At 67.8% G+C, this 16,001-nt stretch carries 17 protein-coding genes; 7 read left to right on the top strand and 10 right to left on the bottom strand.

What is annotated here, in order from left to right; all coding sequences use genetic code 11:
- Nucleotides 1–8: 8 nt before the first annotated feature.
- From ACSYHF_RS03515 to ACSYHF_RS03545, 7 genes are all read left to right on the top strand, one after another.
- Entirely contained in the window at nt 9–1,169 is a 1,161-nt protein-coding gene (locus ACSYHF_RS03515) for an MFS transporter (protein ID WP_005415337.1), read from the top strand.
- Between the two features lie 577 nt (nt 1,170–1,746).
- Nucleotides 1,747–2,367, top strand: a complete 621-nt coding sequence (locus tag ACSYHF_RS03520) for a LemA family protein (protein ID WP_005415338.1) — start codon at nt 1,747–1,749, stop codon at nt 2,365–2,367.
- Nucleotides 2,368–2,370: 3 nt separating this feature from the next.
- Nucleotides 2,371–3,258 carry a TPM domain-containing protein gene (locus tag ACSYHF_RS03525; RefSeq protein WP_005415339.1) on the top strand — a complete coding sequence of 296 codons (888 nt, stop codon included), beginning with the start codon at nt 2,371–2,373 and terminating at the stop codon, nt 3,256–3,258.
- Nucleotides 3,258–3,752, top strand: coding sequence for a TPM domain-containing protein (locus ACSYHF_RS03530; protein WP_005415340.1), 495 nt, complete (start codon nt 3,258–3,260; stop codon nt 3,750–3,752). The genes ACSYHF_RS03525 and ACSYHF_RS03530 overlap by 1 nt, the downstream gene beginning before the upstream one ends.
- Nucleotides 3,753–3,803: 51 nt before the next feature.
- Nucleotides 3,804–4,691 carry a prolipoprotein diacylglyceryl transferase gene (lgt, locus tag ACSYHF_RS03535; RefSeq protein ID WP_005415341.1) on the top strand — a complete coding sequence of 296 codons (888 nt, stop codon included), beginning with the start codon at nt 3,804–3,806 and terminating at the stop codon, nt 4,689–4,691.
- The gene (locus tag ACSYHF_RS03540; protein ID WP_005415342.1) at nt 4,688–5,482 is read left to right on the top strand and encodes a thymidylate synthase; all 795 of its coding nucleotides are present in this window, start codon (nt 4,688–4,690) and stop codon (nt 5,480–5,482) included. Before lgt ends, ACSYHF_RS03540 begins: the two co-directional genes overlap by 4 nt.
- A 5-nt stretch (nt 5,483–5,487) precedes the next feature.
- Complete coding sequence (locus tag ACSYHF_RS03545; RefSeq protein WP_032953943.1) at nt 5,488–5,979, top strand: dihydrofolate reductase; 492 nt, start codon at nt 5,488–5,490, stop codon at nt 5,977–5,979.
- A gap of 86 nt (nt 5,980–6,065) precedes the next feature.
- Here the strand turns inward: ACSYHF_RS03545 and ACSYHF_RS03550 are convergent, their stop codons facing one another.
- From ACSYHF_RS03550 to ACSYHF_RS03595, 10 genes are all read right to left on the bottom strand, one after another.
- Nucleotides 6,066–6,713 (bottom strand): DUF1287 domain-containing protein, encoded by a 648-nt coding sequence (locus tag ACSYHF_RS03550; protein WP_032953945.1) that lies wholly within the window; start codon nt 6,711–6,713, stop codon nt 6,066–6,068.
- On the bottom strand, nt 6,710–7,732 hold the full coding sequence (locus ACSYHF_RS03555; RefSeq protein ID WP_005415345.1) for a symmetrical bis(5'-nucleosyl)-tetraphosphatase: 1,023 nt from the start codon (nt 7,730–7,732) through the stop codon (nt 6,710–6,712). The genes ACSYHF_RS03550 and ACSYHF_RS03555 overlap by 4 nt, the downstream gene beginning before the upstream one ends.
- 15 nt (nt 7,733–7,747) lie before the next feature.
- Nucleotides 7,748–8,131, bottom strand: a complete 384-nt coding sequence (gene apaG / locus ACSYHF_RS03560) for a Co2+/Mg2+ efflux protein ApaG (RefSeq protein WP_005415346.1) — start codon at nt 8,129–8,131, stop codon at nt 7,748–7,750.
- 13 nt (nt 8,132–8,144) lie between these two features.
- Nucleotides 8,145–8,948, bottom strand: a complete 804-nt coding sequence (gene rsmA / locus ACSYHF_RS03565) for a 16S rRNA (adenine(1518)-N(6)/adenine(1519)-N(6))-dimethyltransferase RsmA (RefSeq protein ID WP_134956257.1) — start codon at nt 8,946–8,948, stop codon at nt 8,145–8,147.
- Nucleotides 8,945–9,925 (bottom strand): 4-hydroxythreonine-4-phosphate dehydrogenase PdxA, encoded by a 981-nt coding sequence (gene pdxA, locus ACSYHF_RS03570; protein WP_065179685.1) that lies wholly within the window; start codon nt 9,923–9,925, stop codon nt 8,945–8,947. Before pdxA ends, rsmA begins: the two co-directional genes overlap by 4 nt.
- Before the next feature lie 3 nt (nt 9,926–9,928).
- Nucleotides 9,929–11,272, bottom strand: coding sequence for a peptidylprolyl isomerase (locus tag ACSYHF_RS03575; protein ID WP_005415349.1), 1,344 nt, complete (start codon nt 11,270–11,272; stop codon nt 9,929–9,931).
- The gene (lptD, locus tag ACSYHF_RS03580) at nt 11,269–13,749 is read right to left on the bottom strand and encodes an LPS-assembly protein LptD (RefSeq protein WP_111129210.1); all 2,481 of its coding nucleotides are present in this window, start codon (nt 13,747–13,749) and stop codon (nt 11,269–11,271) included. Before lptD ends, ACSYHF_RS03575 begins: the two co-directional genes overlap by 4 nt.
- 89 nt (nt 13,750–13,838) lie before the next feature.
- Entirely contained in the window at nt 13,839–14,777 is a 939-nt protein-coding gene (locus ACSYHF_RS03585) for a histone deacetylase family protein (protein ID WP_053500468.1), read from the bottom strand.
- Nucleotides 14,778–14,786: 9 nt separating this feature from the next.
- Complete coding sequence (locus tag ACSYHF_RS03590; protein WP_134956352.1) at nt 14,787–15,341, bottom strand: cob(I)yrinic acid a,c-diamide adenosyltransferase; 555 nt, start codon at nt 15,339–15,341, stop codon at nt 14,787–14,789.
- Nucleotides 15,342–15,349: 8 nt separating this feature from the next.
- A complete protein-coding gene (locus tag ACSYHF_RS03595; RefSeq protein ID WP_005415353.1) occupies nt 15,350–15,934 on the bottom strand; it encodes a hypothetical protein in 585 nt (194 codons plus the stop codon).
- Nucleotides 15,935–16,001: the final 67 nt, after the last annotated feature.

A 16,001-nucleotide genomic window follows, 5' to 3' on the forward strand; every position in this document is an offset into this window, starting at 1 on the left:
ACCCCCCCATGAATTCCAGAGCCGCCTTGCTGGCGCTTGCCGTTGGCGCCTTCGCCATCGGAACCACCGAGTTTGCCCCGATGGGCCTGTTGCCGGTCATCGCCGACGGCGTCGGCGTTGGCATCCCCACTGCGGGCATGCTGATCACCGCCTATGCCGTGGGCGTGATGCTGGGCGCGCCGGTGATGACCCTGCTGATGGGGCGTTTTGGCAAGCGCACCGCGCTGATGCTGCTGATGTCGATCTTCGTCGCCGGCAATCTGTTGTCTGCGCTGGCGCCGAACTACGGGATGCTGCTGCTGTCGCGCCTGGTCACCAGCCTCAACCACGGTGCCTTCTTCGGCATCGGTGCGGTGGTCGCTGCGAGCCTGGTGCCGAAGGAAAAGCAGGCCGCTGCCGTGGCCACCATGTTCATGGGCCTGACCATCGCCAACATCGGCGGCGTGCCGCTGGCGACCTGGGTGGGGCAGCAGCTGGGCTGGCGCCTGTCCTTCGCCGGTACCGCAGTGCTGGGCCTGGTTGCGATCACTGCGCTGGGTTTCGCGCTGCCGGCATCTGCACCGGGGCCGCGCCCGGACGTGCGCCGCGAACTGAAGGCGATCCTGCAGCCGCAGGTGCTGCTGGCGATGGCCACCACCGTGCTTGGTGCGGGTGCGATGTTCACCCTCTATACCTACGTCGCACCGGTGCTGACCGAATTGACCGGCGCCTCCAATGCCTTCATCGCAATGTCGCTGGCCCTGATCGGCATCGGCTTCACCTTCGGCAACGGCATCGGTGGACGCATGGCTGACTGGTCGCTCGATGGCGCCACACGGATCCTGCTGGCCGTCCTGGCGGTGCTGATGTTCGTGCTGCCGCTGGCCTTCATGAGCCACGCCACCGCGGCGCTGGGTGTACTGCTGTTCGGTGCGGCGACCTTCGCCCTCGTGCCGCCGCTGCAGATCCGGGTGATGCAGGTGGCCAGCGAGGCGCCGGGCCTGGCGTCGTCGATCAACGTGGGTGCATTCAACCTGGGCAATGCGGTAGGTGCTGCGCTGGGGGGGGCGGTGATCAGCTCGGGACTGGGCTACGCCGCGATTCCGGTGGCCGGTGGCCTGCTGGCCGCGTCGGGCCTGCTGCTGGCATGGCTGGGGCGTCCGCGCACTGCGGTGGCTGAGGCCTGCTGAGGGGTGTTGGATTCCGGCAGGGCTTGCAGCCCTGCACCCGCAGAGGCAACGTCAAAAGCTGGGCTACTGAGGGATGGCGGGGCGGGTCCGGTGGCGGGGGACGCCGTAAACCCTTCCCTGGGGGCTTGGCCGCGGCATCCATGCCGCGGACTGATCTGGCCCCCCGCCACCGGACCCACCCCGCCTTCGACAGTCTTCCGCGATCTGTCGGAACGCGTTCTGCGCTGCTGTTGGTAGGTGTCGATCTTGATCGACACGGTAGATCCACGCCATGCGTGGATGGCAGACACCAGGAATGTCTGAAGGGTCGGCTTTTGCCTTTGATTTTTCTTTTGATCTTCCCGCGGTGCGCAGAAAACTGTCCATGGCCGGGAGGGTGGGTCGGCTGGGGGCGTGAGCCGCATGGATGCGGCGACCGAGCTTACATGGACGTACTTGCAGCGGCCCCCAGCCGACCCACCCTCCCGGCCCATCCCCGAGCTGGCTGGACCACACCGCGGAGGGGGCGGCGCCCGATGGCCGGTCTTTCACCCGAACCATGGCATGCTCGGCGCCAAGCCCACCCGGAACCCCCGCCATGCGCCTGTTCACCCGTGTCCTGCCCCTGATGCTGCTGGCCTCCCTGTTGTCCGGCTGCGGCTACAACGCCATCCAGCAGAAGGATGAGGCGGTCAAGGCCAGCTGGTCCGAAGTGCTCAACCAGTACAAGCGCCGCGCCGACCTGGTGCCCAACCTGGTGCAGACCGTCAAAGGTTTCGCCAGCCAGGAAGAGCGCGTGCTGACCGAAGTCACCAACGCCCGCTCGCGTGTCGGCCAGATCAACGTCAACGCCGATGACGAAGCCTCGCTCAAGCAGTTCCAGCAGGCCCAGGGTGAACTCGGCAGCGCGCTGTCGCGGCTGCTGGTGGTGACCGAGAACTATCCGGTGCTGAAGTCCGACCAGAACTTCCGCGACCTGCAGGCCCAGCTGGAAGGCACCGAGAACCGCATCACCGTTGCCCGCGGCCGCTACATCCAGCAGGTGCAGGACTACAACACCTACATCCGCTCGTTCCCGCAGGTGATCACCGCCAAGATCTTCGGCTACAAGACCAAGCCGAACTTCACCGTTGACAACGAAGCGCAGATCTCCAACGCACCGGCGGTGGATTTCGGCAACGCGCCGCAGCAGCAGCCGGCACCGCAGCCGGGCCACTGACCGATGCGCCTGGCCACTGCGCTGCTGGCCCTGCTGCTGTGGCTGCCGCTGGCGGCGCAGGCCCAGCAGCTGGCGCCGATTCCGGCGCTGGATTCGCCGGTGGTCGACACCACCGGCACGCTGGAGGCTGCGCAGAAGCAGGCACTGGTGCAGCAGGCGCTGGACCTGCAACAGCGCAAGGGCAGCCAGCTGCAGGTGCTGGTGGTACCCACCACCCAGCCGGAGGACATCGCGCAGTACACCACGCGGGTCTTCGACCAGTGGCAGATCGGCCGCAAGGGCGTCGATGACGGCGTGCTGCTGGTGGTGGCCAAGGACGACCGGCGCGTGCGGATCGAGCCGGGTTACGGCCTGGAAGGCGCGATTCCCGATGCCATCGCCAACCGGGTCATCCAGGAATACCTGGTGCCGCGTTTCCGCGCCGGCGACTACGCCGGGGGCATCACCGATGCCACCGCCGTGCTGGTCAAGCTGATCGATGGCGAAACGCTGCCGGCACCGGTCAGTGGCCATCGTGGGCGCGAGCCGGGTGGCGGCGGCGATGCCTGGTTTCTGGCGCTGTTCATCGGTGTGTTCGCCGGCAGCATCCTGCGCGGCGTGTTCGCGCGCGTGCCGCGCCCGCTGCGTGGCCTGCTCGGCGGCGCTGGCGCAGCCGTGGCGGCGTTCCTGTTCACCTCCACCCTGCTGGCCAGTGGCCTGGCCGGCGTGGTTGGCCTGATCGTGGCGATGCTGTCCGGCCATCCGGGGCGCTTTGCCGGCGGTGGTGGCTGGGGCGGTGGCAGCTGGGGCGGGGGAGGCGGCTTCGGCGGTGGTGGTGGATTCGGCGGCGGAGGCGGCTGGGGCGGCGGCGGTGGCCGTTCCGGTGGCGGTGGCGCTTCGGGAGGCTGGTGATGATCCAACGTCTGTTCCGCCATGTATGTTCGCCGTCGGTACGGCGCGCGTTCCCGCCAGCCACGCTGCAGGCGATCACCGAGGCCATCGCGGCCGGTGAGCAGCGCCACGGCGGTCAGGTGATGTTCGCGGTGGAGGCCGATCTGCCGCTGGCCGCGTTGTGGCACAAGGTCACCCCGAGGCAGGCCGCCGAGCATGCCTTCGCACGCCTGCGCACCTGGGACACCGCCCACAACAACGGCGTGCTGATCTACCTGCTGCTGGCCGACCATGCCATCGAGATCGTCGCCGACCGCGGCCTGCATGGCCGGGTCAGCCCGGCGCAGTGGCAGCGGGTCTGCACCCATCTGCGCGAGGGCCTGCGCGGTTCCAATCCGGTGGAAGCGCTGCAGGATGCCATCGACGAGGTCTCCAGCCTGATCGAAGGGCACTTTCCGGCCTCGACCCGGTCGAACGATGACGCGTTGCCGAACTCGCCCCAGCTCCTTGGTTGAGCCGGGGCGGCACTGGCCCGAGAATAGGCGTTCAACCGCAAGGCACCTTCCATGATCTATTTCCACGACATCGACCCCATCGCCCTCTCGCTGGGGCCGATCAAGGTGCACTGGTACGGCATCATGTACCTGCTCGGCTTCACTGCGGCCTGGCTGCTGGGCCGCACGCGCATCGCCGCCGGGCGCCTGCCGGGCGTCGATGCCAACGGCTTCTCCGACCTGTTGTTCTACGCCATGCTCGGCGTGGTGCTGGGCGGCCGCATCGGCTACATGCTGTTCTACGCGCTGGGCGATTTCCTGCACAACCCGCTGCTGCTGTTCAAGGTGTGGGACGGCGGCATGAGTTTCCATGGCGGCCTGCTGGGCGTGCTGGGTGCCTGCTGGTGGTGGTCGCGCAAGCACGCGCTGCACTTCTTCGACACCATGGATTTCATGGCGCCGCTGGTACCGCTGGGCCTGGGCTTTGGTCGCATCGGCAACTTCATCGGCGCCGAGCTGTGGGGCAAGTACACCGACGGCACGTGGGGCGTGGTGTTCCCGTCGGGCCTGCCGGCGCCGCTGAACCAGTTGGACCATGCGACCCTGCAGGCGCAGTTCGCCACCGGCGCGCTGAACCAGTTCGCCCGCCATCCCTCGCAGCTGTATGAAGCGTTCCTGGAAGGCCTGGTGATGTTCGTGGTGCTGTGGACGGTGTCGGCCAAGCCGCGCCACCGTTACCTGGTCGGCGGCCTGTTCGCGCTGATGTACGGCCTGTTCCGCTTCGCCGTCGAATTCGTACGCATGCCCGACAACGGCGTCTATGTGGCCTTCGACTGGCTGACCCGTGGCCAGATCCTCAGCCTGCCGCTCATCGCCTTCGGCCTGGTGCTGCTGGCGATGTCGCGCCGCGCGCCGGTGCTGCAGCCGCAACCGGTGATGGCTGCGGAGGGCAAGGCATGAAGGCCTACCTGGATCTGCTCGCGCATGTGCTGGAACATGGCGCGGAGAAGAGCGACCGCACCGGCACCGGCACCCGCAGCGTGTTCGGCTGGCAGATGCGCTTCGACCTCAATGAAGGTTTCCCGCTGGTCACCACCAAGAAGCTGCACCTGCGCTCGATCATCCACGAGCTGCTGTGGTTCCTGAAGGGCGATACCAACATCGGCTACCTGAAGGACAACCAGGTACGCATCTGGGACGAGTGGGCCGACGAGAACGGCGATCTCGGCCCGGTCTACGGCAAGCAGTGGCGCAGCTGGGCCACCGCCGATGGCCGCGAGATCGACCAGATGCAGTGGCTGGTGGACGAGATCAAGCGCAACCCCGATTCGCGCCGGCTGGTGGTCAGCGCCTGGAACGTGGGCGAGCTTTCGCAGATGGCGCTGATGCCGTGCCACAACCTGTTCCAGTTCTACGTGGTGGACGGCAAGCTCAGCTGCCAGCTGTACCAGCGCAGCGGCGACATCTTCCTCGGCGTGCCGTTCAACATCGCCAGCTATGCGCTGCTGACCCACATGGTGGCGCAGGCCACGGGCCTGGGCGTGGGCGACTTCGTGCATACGCTGGGCGACGCGCACCTGTATTCGAACCACTTCGAGCAGGCGCGCGAGCAGCTTTCGCGTGAACCGCGCGCGCTGCCGAAGCTGTGGTTGAACCCGGAGGTGAGCGACCTGTTCGGCTTCCGGTTCGACGACATCCGCATCGACGGCTATGACCCGCACCCGGCGATCAAGGCGCCGGTGGCGGTGTGAGTGCCATGAAGCTCTCGATGATCGTGGCGCTGGACCGCAACCGTGGCATCGGCCAGGGCAATGCCATGCCCTGGCACCTGCCGGATGATTTCAAGCACTTCAAGGCGCTCACCCTGGGCAAGCCGATCCTGATGGGGCGCAAGACGGCCGAGTCGATCGGCCGCGTACTGCCGGGGCGCACCAACCTGGTGCTGACCCGCAGCGGCCAGGTGCCGTTCGCGGGCATGCGCGCGGTGGCGTCGCTGGACGAGGCGAAGGCGATTGCCGAAGGCGAGGGCGCCAGCGAGCTGTGCATCATCGGCGGCGGCGAGATCTTCCACCAACTGCTGGACCAGGCCAGCGACCTGTACCTGACCTGGGTCGATGCCGAAGTCCCCGCCGACACCCATTTCCCCGATGTGGCCGTGCAGGACTGGCGGGAAGTGAGCAGCGAGCCGCATCCGGCCGATGACCGCCACGCCTATGCGTTCCGCTTCGTGCATTACGTGCGCCGCTGAGGATGGTTTTCTGTAGAGCCGAGCCATGCTCGGCTGCTGTTGCCTGATACCTCCCGTAGCCGAGCATGGCCCGGCTCTGCAGGTGCCTACGGCATCCGGTAATGCCCGATGATCGCGTGCTGGAACAGCAGGTTCTCTTCACGCGTGCCGCGCGCGATGTTGTGCAGCACCAGCGGTGTGCCATTGGCCAGCCTCCGGTCGGAGACGATGCCGACATGCAGCAGACCGTTGCCGTTGAGCTTCCAGGCCACGATGTCACCGGCCGCATAGTCGGTGGCGAGGGCGGTGATCGGTTGCTGCCAGCCCTGCCGTTCGAACCAGCGCATCAGGTTCGGCACACGCCGATGATCAATGTTGCGGTCCGGCCGTGACAGGCCCCAGATCGCGGGATACGCGCTGAAGTTGCCGCGCATGTCTTCATGCACGCGCGCCTGCAGGTCCAGTCCCTGGCTGCGCAGGGCGCGCACCACCACGTCGGTGCACACGCCGCGATCAAGCGGGACGTCGCCGCCGGGATAGGACAGGACCTGGTAGGCGGGATCGTAACGGGTGGTGACGCCGATCTGTGCGCGCGCTGCGGCCACCAGTGGCGGTGAAGGGGCCTGCGGCTGCGATGGCGTGGGGGCGGCGTTTCCGCCGCCGGTGGGAGCCGGCGGCGAAGCAGGCTGGCAGCCGCTGGCCAGGGCCAGCGTCAGCAGCAGCACCCTCCATGGTGCCCAGCCGCGTCGCGTCATGCCTGCGGCGCGGCGCCGTTGTTGTGGGGTCCACCGGAGCCTCCACCGCCACCACCTCGACGGCGACGACGGCGCGGACCACGGTTGCCCGGGTTGGCAGCAGCGGCGTTGCCGCCGCCCTGTTCCTTGCCCTGCACCGCAGCGGCGGGGCGCTCGTGCGCCGGTCGCGCCGGCGGGCGGGCGTGGGGTACGGGTGCCGGTACATCACGGCCCGGCACCTGCACCACGCGCAGCTCGTCGGTATCGAGCTGGATCGCGGTCAGCTTGCCGCCCCAGACTGCGCCGGTGTCGATGGCGTGCACGCCCTGGGTGATGGTCAGGCCCAGCGCCGACCAGTGGCCGCAGACGATCTTGAGGTCGCGCTCGACCCGTCCAGGTACTTCGAACCAGGGGTAGAGTCCCTGTTCCTGCGTGCCAGGGGTGCCCTTGTCCTCGATGCCGATGCGCCCGCGCGGGGTGCAGTAGCGCATGCGGGTGAGCACGTTGATGATCGCACGCGAACGGTCGTAGCCGGACAGGTTCGGCGCCCAGCTTGGCTTGTCGCCGTACATGTTGCGGAACAGCTTGCGGTAGCCGGCGCCGTGCAGCTGCACCTCGACTTCGGCGGCGTGCTTCTCTGCCATCTGCGTGGTCCACTTCGGCGCCAGGCCGGCGTGCACCATCATCCAGCCCAGCTCGCGATCCACATGCACCAGCTTCTGCAGGCGCAGCCAGTCCAGCAGTTCGTCGCGGTCCTCGGCCTGCACGATGCGCAGCAGGTCCGGGTTGACCTTGCGCTGCTCCTCTTCGGTGCGTGCACCGACGGCCAGCAGCGAAAGATCATGGTTGCCCAGCACCACCACGCTGTGCTCGCGCAGCGAATGCACCAGCCGCAGCGTTTCCAGCGACTGGCCGCCACGGTTGACCAGGTCGCCGCAGAACCACAGGGTGTCCTGAGCCGGGTCGAAGCGGATCTTCTCCAGCAACCGCTGGGTAACGTCGTAGCAGCCCTGCAGGTCGCCGATCGCCCACACACTCATCGTTCGGCCTCCGTGTCAGTGCAGGGTACGCGGGACGGCCAGCACGAACGGTGCGACCGGCGCGGCAAATTCGGTGCCATCGTCGGCGACCATGTCGTAGTGCCCCTGCATGGTCCCGTGATCGGTCCCCAGCATGACACCGGACGTGTAACGGAAGTCTTCACCGGGGCGCAGCCGCGGCTGCTCGCCGATCACCCCGTCGCCATCGACATGCTCGACACGGCCATTGGCATCGGTGATGCGCCAGTGGCGTGCGACCAGGCGTGCGGCGACCCGCCCCTGGTTGTGGATGCGGATCGTGTAGGCGAACGCATAGCGCCCGTCTTCCGGCGCGGATTGATCGTCGAGGAAGCGCGGTGCGACTTCGACGGAGATGGCGTAAACGTCAGCGTCTTCCATACCGGCAGTGTAATCAGGAGGCATTGGCCAAAGCGATGAATTCGGCCACGTCCAGCTGTTCGGCGCGGGCATCGGGACGCACGCCGGCGGCAACGAACTGTTCGGCGGACACCACGTTGTTCAGGGCGTTGCGCAGGGTCTTGCGGCGCTGCCCGAAGGCGGCCTTGACCACCTCGGCGAAGCGCGTGTGGTCGTTGATGCTGATCGAGGCCGGGTCACGCGGCACCAGCCGCACCACGGCCGAATCGACCTTCGGCGGCGGCCGGAACGCGCCCGGCGGCACCACGAACAGGGAGGTCACCTGGCAGTAGGCCTGCAGCATCACGCTGAGGCGGCCATACACCTTGCTGCCGGGGCCGGCGGCCATGCGGTCGACCACCTCCTTCTGCAGCATGAAGTGCATGTCGCGGATCACTGCGGCATGCTCCAGCGCATGGAACAGGATCGGCGAGGAGATGTTGTAGGGCAGGTTGCCGACCAGGCGGATCGGCTGGCCATCAGCCAGTTCGGTGAAGTCCACGCGCAGCACGTCGCGGTGGACGATGGTCAGCTCGCCCAGCGGCTCGGCGGCGGCGGTCAGCGGCGCGATCAGGTCGCGGTCGAACTCGATCACCGTCAGCTTCGGGTGCACGCGCAGCAGCGGCAGGGTGATGGCGCCCTGGCCTGGACCAATTTCAACCAGGCGGTCACCATCTTTCGGATTGACCGCCATCACGATCTTGTCGATGTAGTGGCGATCGGCCAGGAAATGCTGGCCAAGCTGCTTCTTGGCCGGTGCGGTGAACACCGGGCCGGAGGGGGAATGCGGGGAATTCATGCGCTCAGTGTACGTTGCCGCGCCAGCTGCGCACACAGCGTCGTTGCCGCCTGCAGGCTGGAAGGATCGGCGATGCCGCGGCCGGCCAGGTCCAGCGCGGTGCCATGGTCGACCGCCACGCGCGGGTAGGGCAGGCCGAGGGTCAGGTTCACCGCCTGTTCGAAGCCGGAATACTTCAGCACCGGCAGGCCCTGGTCGTGGTACATCGCCAGCACGGTGTCGAAACCGGCCAGCTTGGCCGGCAGGAAGGCGGTGTCGGCCGGCAGCGGGCCGACCAGGTCCATGCCCTCCGCGCGCAGGCGCTGCAGCAGGGGGATGACCAGATCCAGTTCCTCGCGTCCCAGATGACCGTCTTCGCCGGCATGCGGGTTCAGCCCGAGCACCGCGATGCGCGGCGCAGGCAGGCCGAACTCGCGGCGCAGCGCGGCATGCACCGTGCGCAGGGTGTGTTCCAGGCTGGGCGCGGTGATCGCATCGGCCACCTCGCGCAGCGGCAGGTGGGTGGTGGCCAGGGCCACGCGGACAATGTGATTGGCCAGCATCATCACCACCTTCACTCCGGCCTGGTCGGCCAGCAGTTCAGTGGTGCCGCTGTAGGCGATGCCGCCCTCGTTGATGACCGCCTTGTGCACCGGGCCGGTCACCACACCGTGCAGCTCACCGGACAGGCAGGCCTGGCCGGCGCCGAGCAGGGCGCCGATGACCGCGCTGGCATTGGCCGGATCGGCCTGGCCGAAGTGGCTGGGCGCCGCGTTGCGGACGGCGCGCAGGCGCAGATCGCCGGGGACGCGTGCTTCGGCGTGCTCGGGCAGCAGTTGCAGGGGCAGGTTCAGGGCGGCCGCAGCCGCGCGCAGGGTGTCCGGGTCGGCGAAGGCCAGCAGCCGGCAATCTTCACGCGGCTGCTGGACGAGGCGGACACACAGCTCCGGGCCGATCCCGGCGGGCTCGCCCGGTACCAGAGCGAGCTCGGGGCGCATCGGTCAGGACTGCGGCGGCGTGGCGGTGTTTTCCGCGCGGTCGCCGCTGCGGAAACTGACGTAGGCTTCGCCACGCAGTTCCTGCAGGAAGCGGTTGTACTCGTCTTCCAGCTTGCGACGGCCGATGGTCTCGCGGACCTGGGCACGCTGGTTGTCGGTGGTCACGTCGGTCTGGCGGGTCGCCACGCGCTGCACGATGTGCCAACCGGCGTCGGTGCGGAACGGCTGGCTGACGCCACCATCCTGCAGGCCACTCACCTGCTGGCCGAAGGCCGGACCGAACGCGTCAGCCGGGAACCAGCCGAGATCACCGCCCTGGCCCTTGCTGTTGTTGTCCTCGGAGGACTCCCTGGCAACGGTCTGGAAGTCGGCGCCGCCAGCAATGCGGGCGCGCAGGGTATCGATCTTGGCCTTGGCAGCGGCATCGGTCTGGTTGTCGTCCACGCGGACCAGGATGTGGCGGCCGTGGTACTCGGTGACCGTCTGCTCACCGGCGGCGGAACTGCTGTCACGCACTTCCACCAGCTTCAGCAGCTGGAAGCCGCTCGGGCCGCGGATCGGGCCGACCACCTCGCCCGGCTTCATCTTTTCCATCAACTGGGCAAAGGCCTGCGGGATTTCATCCAGGCTGCGCCAGCCCAGATCGCCGCCTTCCAGTGCGTTCGGGCTGTCCGAATAGCGCACGGCCGCCGCGTTGAAGTCCAGCTCGCCCTTGTCCAGCAGGGCCTTCACGCCATCGGCCTTCTTCTGGCCGGTGGCGATCTGGTCGGCGTTGGCACCGTCGGGCAGGGCGATCAGGATGTGCGCCAGGTGGTACTGGTTGCCTACCGTGGCCTGCTGCTTCAGCGCGGCGTCGACTTCACCCTCGCTGACGCTGATGCGGCTCTGCGCGAAGCTCTGGCGCAGGCGCTGCACGGTGATCTCGTCACGCACCGACGCACGGAAATCGTTGAAATCGATACCGTCATGGGCCAGGCGCTGGCGAAGGGCATCCAGGTTCGAACCGTTCTGCTGGGCGATGGCGTTCATCGCCTGGTTCAGCTCCTGGTCGCTGACACGGATGCCGCTGCCCTGGGCGCGGGCCACCTGCAGCTTGACCAGCACCAGGCGTTCGAGCACCTGGCGGCTGAGCACGTCTTCCGGCGGCAGCTGGTTTTCGCGGCCGGCATACTGCGCCTTGATGTTGGCGATCGCACGCTGGAGCTCGCTCTGCAGGATCACGTCCTCATCGACGACGGCAGCGATGCGGTCAAGCGGCTGCGCCTCCTGGGCAAGTACCTGCAGGGGGGCGGACACGCTGGACACCGCCAGCAGCGAGGCGAGAAGAACGGGGAAGCGCTTGGTCATGGGATCAGGTTCGGATCGTAGTCATCCCGGGTCGCCCCGGTGTTGCTCGGCGGCACGAGATAGAGGTCGTCGCGGTTGTAGCCGAGGATAGCACGGCGCAGGGTACGGTCCGTGTCCTGCCCCAGGGAGCTCAGGCCCTTGAGCACGAACTCCACCTGGATGGAGTTGTTCATCTCGCCTTCGCGGTTGCGTACATAGCGGCGGCCGACCACACGCACGGCCAGGCAGCAGCTGTCCCACTGGACACCGCCGATGATTTCCAGCGGCTCCTTGTCCTGCAGCGAGTAGTAGTAGCGACCGACCAGGCTCCAGCGCGCATTCAGCGGGTACAGGAACGACAGGTCGGCCTGTTCCAGCAGGGTACGGTCGTGCTTGTTGGCGTTGGCCGGGGCGCCCGAGTTGATGCGGTAGCGGTAGCTGAGGTTGATCACGCCATCGTTGGGCATCAGATAGCGGGCACGGACGCTGGCCAGATCCTCACGCTTGTACTTCGGGTCCCACTGGTAGGTGGCACCCAGGGTCCAGCGGTCGTTGATCATGTAGTTGCCGTCGGCGATCCACGCCGACTTGCCCTTTTCCACCGGCGCGCCGCCCGGGGTGACGGTCACCCGCGACTCGTCGAAATACTGGATCTGGCCGATGGCCGCCGAGAAGCGTTCCTTGCCGGTGGTCTGGTCGATGAAGCGGGTGCCCAATGCCAGGGTCAGCTGGTTGGCATCGTTCTGGCGGTCGGCGCCGGTGTAGCGCGAGTCGCGGAACAGCTGGCCCCAGCTGAACGTGAAGTCACGGGTGTCGAAGATCGGAAGGTCGTCCTGGTTGCGGTACGGCGTGCGCAGGTAGAACAGGCGCGGTTCCAGCGTGTGCAGGAATGACTTGCCGCCGATCGTGGTCTCGCGATCGAAGAACAGGCCGGCGTCGATGCTGCCGATCGGCAGGCTGCGGCTGGGCGATTTGTTGCCGCGCAGCTGCTCCGGCGTGGCGGTGTTCGGGTCGATGCCCTGCGAGGCCAGCACGTTGCGGCGGACGCTGTCAGCCAGGCCCTGGTCCAGGTCGTAGCCGGTGTAGCGGTAGGCCAGGGTCGGGGTGACGTACCACGCCGCGCCACTGATCGGGAACGACACGTACGGCTTCACGTCCAGGCGCGAGCCGCCATACATGCGTTGGGTCTGGCCGTTGCGCGTGTACTGCAGGTCGGGTCCCGCATCGGCGCCGTACTTGAAGTTGATGTCGTCGTGGGTGAAGCGCACGGCTTCGGCATAGATGCCGGTTTCTAGCCACGGCAGGACCGGCTTGTCCCAGTTGAAGTACAGGCGCGGCTGGCGGTTGTACGGCAGCGCGCTTTCATTGAGCGTGTAGTCGGTCAGCTGCCAGCGGTCGGCCATGATGCCGGCCGTCCAGTTCCTGCCGGTGCCGTACAGGCCCACGGTGCTCTGCAGGTTCGAGGCAGTCACCCCGACCAGGCGGTTGGCGAAGTCCTCGACATAGCGCTCGTCGCTGACCCAGGCCAGGTTCGCACGGGCCTGCCAGTGGCTGTCCACGTTGTGGTAACCGCTGAACATCACCCGGCCGCGGTCGCGGTCGCGCAGCTTGTCGTTGGGCATGAACGCGGTCAGCAGTTCGCCGCGGCCGCCGTTGTAGAGATAGCGGAACTCGTTGTCGAGCATCAGGCCGCGCCGGCTCATGTAGCGCGGGGTCAACGTGTCGTCGTAGTTCGGCGCCAGGTTGAAGTAGATCGGCTGTGCGTAGTCGAATCCGTTGCGCCCGGACATGCCCAGCTGCGGGAACAGCAGGCCGGTCTTGCGGCGGTCATCGATCGGGAACTTGAAGTACGGCGCCCACAGCACCGGCACCTTGCCGATCCGCAGCACGGCGTTGCGGGCGGTGCCGAAACCCTCGTCGTTGTCCACTTCGATCTGCGGCGCCGACAGCTTCCACACCGGCTGTGACGGGTCGCAGGTGGTGTAGGTGGAGCGGTGCATCTGGCCGACCGCGCCCTGCAGGTCGACCGACTCGGCATCGCCGTTGCCGCGGCGCGACACCAGCTGGTACTTGATGTCGGTGATCTTGTGGGTGTCGCTTTCCTGGTTGCCCTCGGCGCGCTTGGCGACCATGCGGATCGAGGAGTCCTGGTAGCGGACATTGCCGTCGGCGATGTAGTTGCCGCTCTCGGTATCGAAGCTGAGCTTGTCGGTGCCGACGAACTGGTCGCCGCGGCGCAGGGCCACGTTGCCTTCGTACTGCGGCACGGTGGTCGTGCCCAGCAGCTGGTCACCCTCGATGTCGGTCGGCTGCTGCTCGCGCGCAGCGCTGGCGGCGGCCTTGTCCTGCCCCGGGACCGGGGTGGGCGCATCGGTGAACGCGGGAATCACGTCGGTAGCCGGGCACAGGCCCCAGTTGAGCGGCTTTTCATCGGCCATTGCCGGCAGGCAGATGGCGATGCTCAGAGGCAGGGGAAGCAGGCGGAGGGCTCGGCGCACGCGGTTCGGATTCGGGCGAAAACGGACGGTAGCTTGCCCCATCCCTTGCATAGGGGCAATGAAGGACGCGGGAGCCTGCCGGCTCGGGTTCATCCGGAGACGCTGCCGGGAGGGGGCAGCAGCAGGGCCCGGACATGGGCCACGCTGCACTCGGCAAGGGCCTGCAGGTCATAGCCGCCTTCCAGCATCGAGACCACCCGGCCGGCCGCATGGCGGCGCGCCAGCGCATGCAGTTCCCGGGTGATCCAGGCGAAATCGTCGGTTTCCAGCATGAGGTCGGCCTGCGGGTCGCGCAGGTGGGCATCGAAGCCGGCCGAGATCAGCAGCAGCTGCGGACGGAAGTCGTCGATGGCCGGCAGCATTTCGTCGGCCCACACGTTGCGGAAGCGGAAACCGCCACTGCCCGGGGGCAGCAGGATGTTCATCAGGTTGCCGGCACCGCGGTCGCGGCGCAGGCCGGAATTGGGGAACAGGCCGGCCTGGTGGGTGCTGTAGTACGAGACCCGGGCGTCGTGCTGGAAGATGTCCTGGGTGCCGTTGCCATGGTGGACATCGAAATCGACCACCGCGATCCGCTCCAGCCCATGGCGGTCGCGGGCATGGGCCGCGGCAATGGCAATGTTGTTGAGCAGGCAGAAGCCCATCGCGGTGCTGCTGGTGGCGTGGTGGCCCGGGGGCCGCACCGCGCAGAACGCCAGCGGATCCTCGCCCAGCATCACTGCATCGACCGCGGCCACCCCGGCGCCGGCGGCGTGCACGGCGGCACTGGCCGAGCCCGGCGAGGTCCAGGTGTCCATGTCCAGCTGGCGCAGCGGCGCGGTCTGCGGCTGCAGCACGAAGTCGAGCAGGGCACTGTCGTGGACCCGGGTCAGTTCGCCGAACTTGGCCGGCGGCGCCTCGCGCCAGTCCAGCTGGCCGGGGAACGCGGCGTGCAGGGCATCGAGTACTTGCTGCAGGCGTTGCGGGCACTCCGGATGGCCGGGGCCGGGGTCATGCAGCAGGCAGGACGGATGGGTGAAGACCAGCATCGTGCCGACTCAGCGCTGGCGCTGCTGTGGCTGCCACAGCGCTTCGCCATGGCCGTCGGCGCGGGCCAGTACGCGCGCCAGCACGAACAACAGGTCCGACAGCCGGTTGAGGTACTGCAGCGCCTCGCTGCGCACGGGCTCAAGGCGGGCCAGGGTGACGGTCTCGCGCTCGGCGCGGCGGACGATGGTGCGGGCCAGGTGGCAGCGTGCGGCGGCCTCGCCACCAGCCGGCAGGATGAACTCCTTCAACATCGGCAGGTTGGCGTTGTAGTGGTCCAGCTGCTGTTCCAGTGCCGAGACATCGGCGGCGTGGATGGCGGCGTGGCCCGGGATGCACAGCTCGGCACCCAGGTCGAACAGCTGGTGCTGCAGATGCACCACCAGCGCGCGGACATCCCCGGGCAGCGCGGTGGCAAGCAGCAGGCCGAGCGCAGCGTTGGCTTCATCGACGGTGCCGTAGGACGCCACCCGGGCGTCGTCCTTGGCCACGCGCTGGCCGTCGCCGAGGCCGGTACTGCCGTCGTCGCCGGTGCGGGTATAGATGCGCGAGAGGCGATGACCCATGGCGCGGCTCAGTGCCGGATGTCGCGGCGGGCCTGCTGAAGCTTCAGTACCTGCTCCACCGCCAGCTGCAATGCCGCCGCCAGCGCCACGTAGATCGCGGTGGTGCGCAGGTAGGGGCCGAACCATTGTGCGTAGTTCTGCGCCCAACCGGCCAGCGTCGGCTCGGCCACGTTGCGGGTGGTCCAGTAGAAACCGCCCTGCGCCAGCAGGTGGCAGACCGCCACCGAGGCCACCAGCAGCAGTGCACCCTTGGCCAGCACCGGCCAGCGTGCGCCCTGGTAGTTGCGGCCCAGCAGCATGCCGCCGGCCCACAGCGAGAAATACGCCGGCAGCAGCAGCCAGTAACCCGGCGACACGCAGTAGTGCTGCCAGAAATCCAGGCCGCTGCTGCGGATCACGATCCAGTCCACCAGCACGGCGAACACCATCAGCAGCGGAAACGCCCAGCGTGTCCACGTGGCCAGGTAGAAGCCACCGATGAAGAACACCGCCCAGGAGGCATCGGGGATCGCCGCGAAGTGGTTGACCCGGGTCGCCGCCAGCAACAGCACGAGGACGGACAGGACGAAGGCGCGGTTGGCGGTGGCGGACATGGCAGCGGGCCCGGAGCGGATTCAGGTTTCATTCTAGCCCGCCGCGCCGGTTGGCGCAGGTCGGGTG

The organism is Stenotrophomonas maltophilia group sp. P373, from assembly GCF_053295075.1.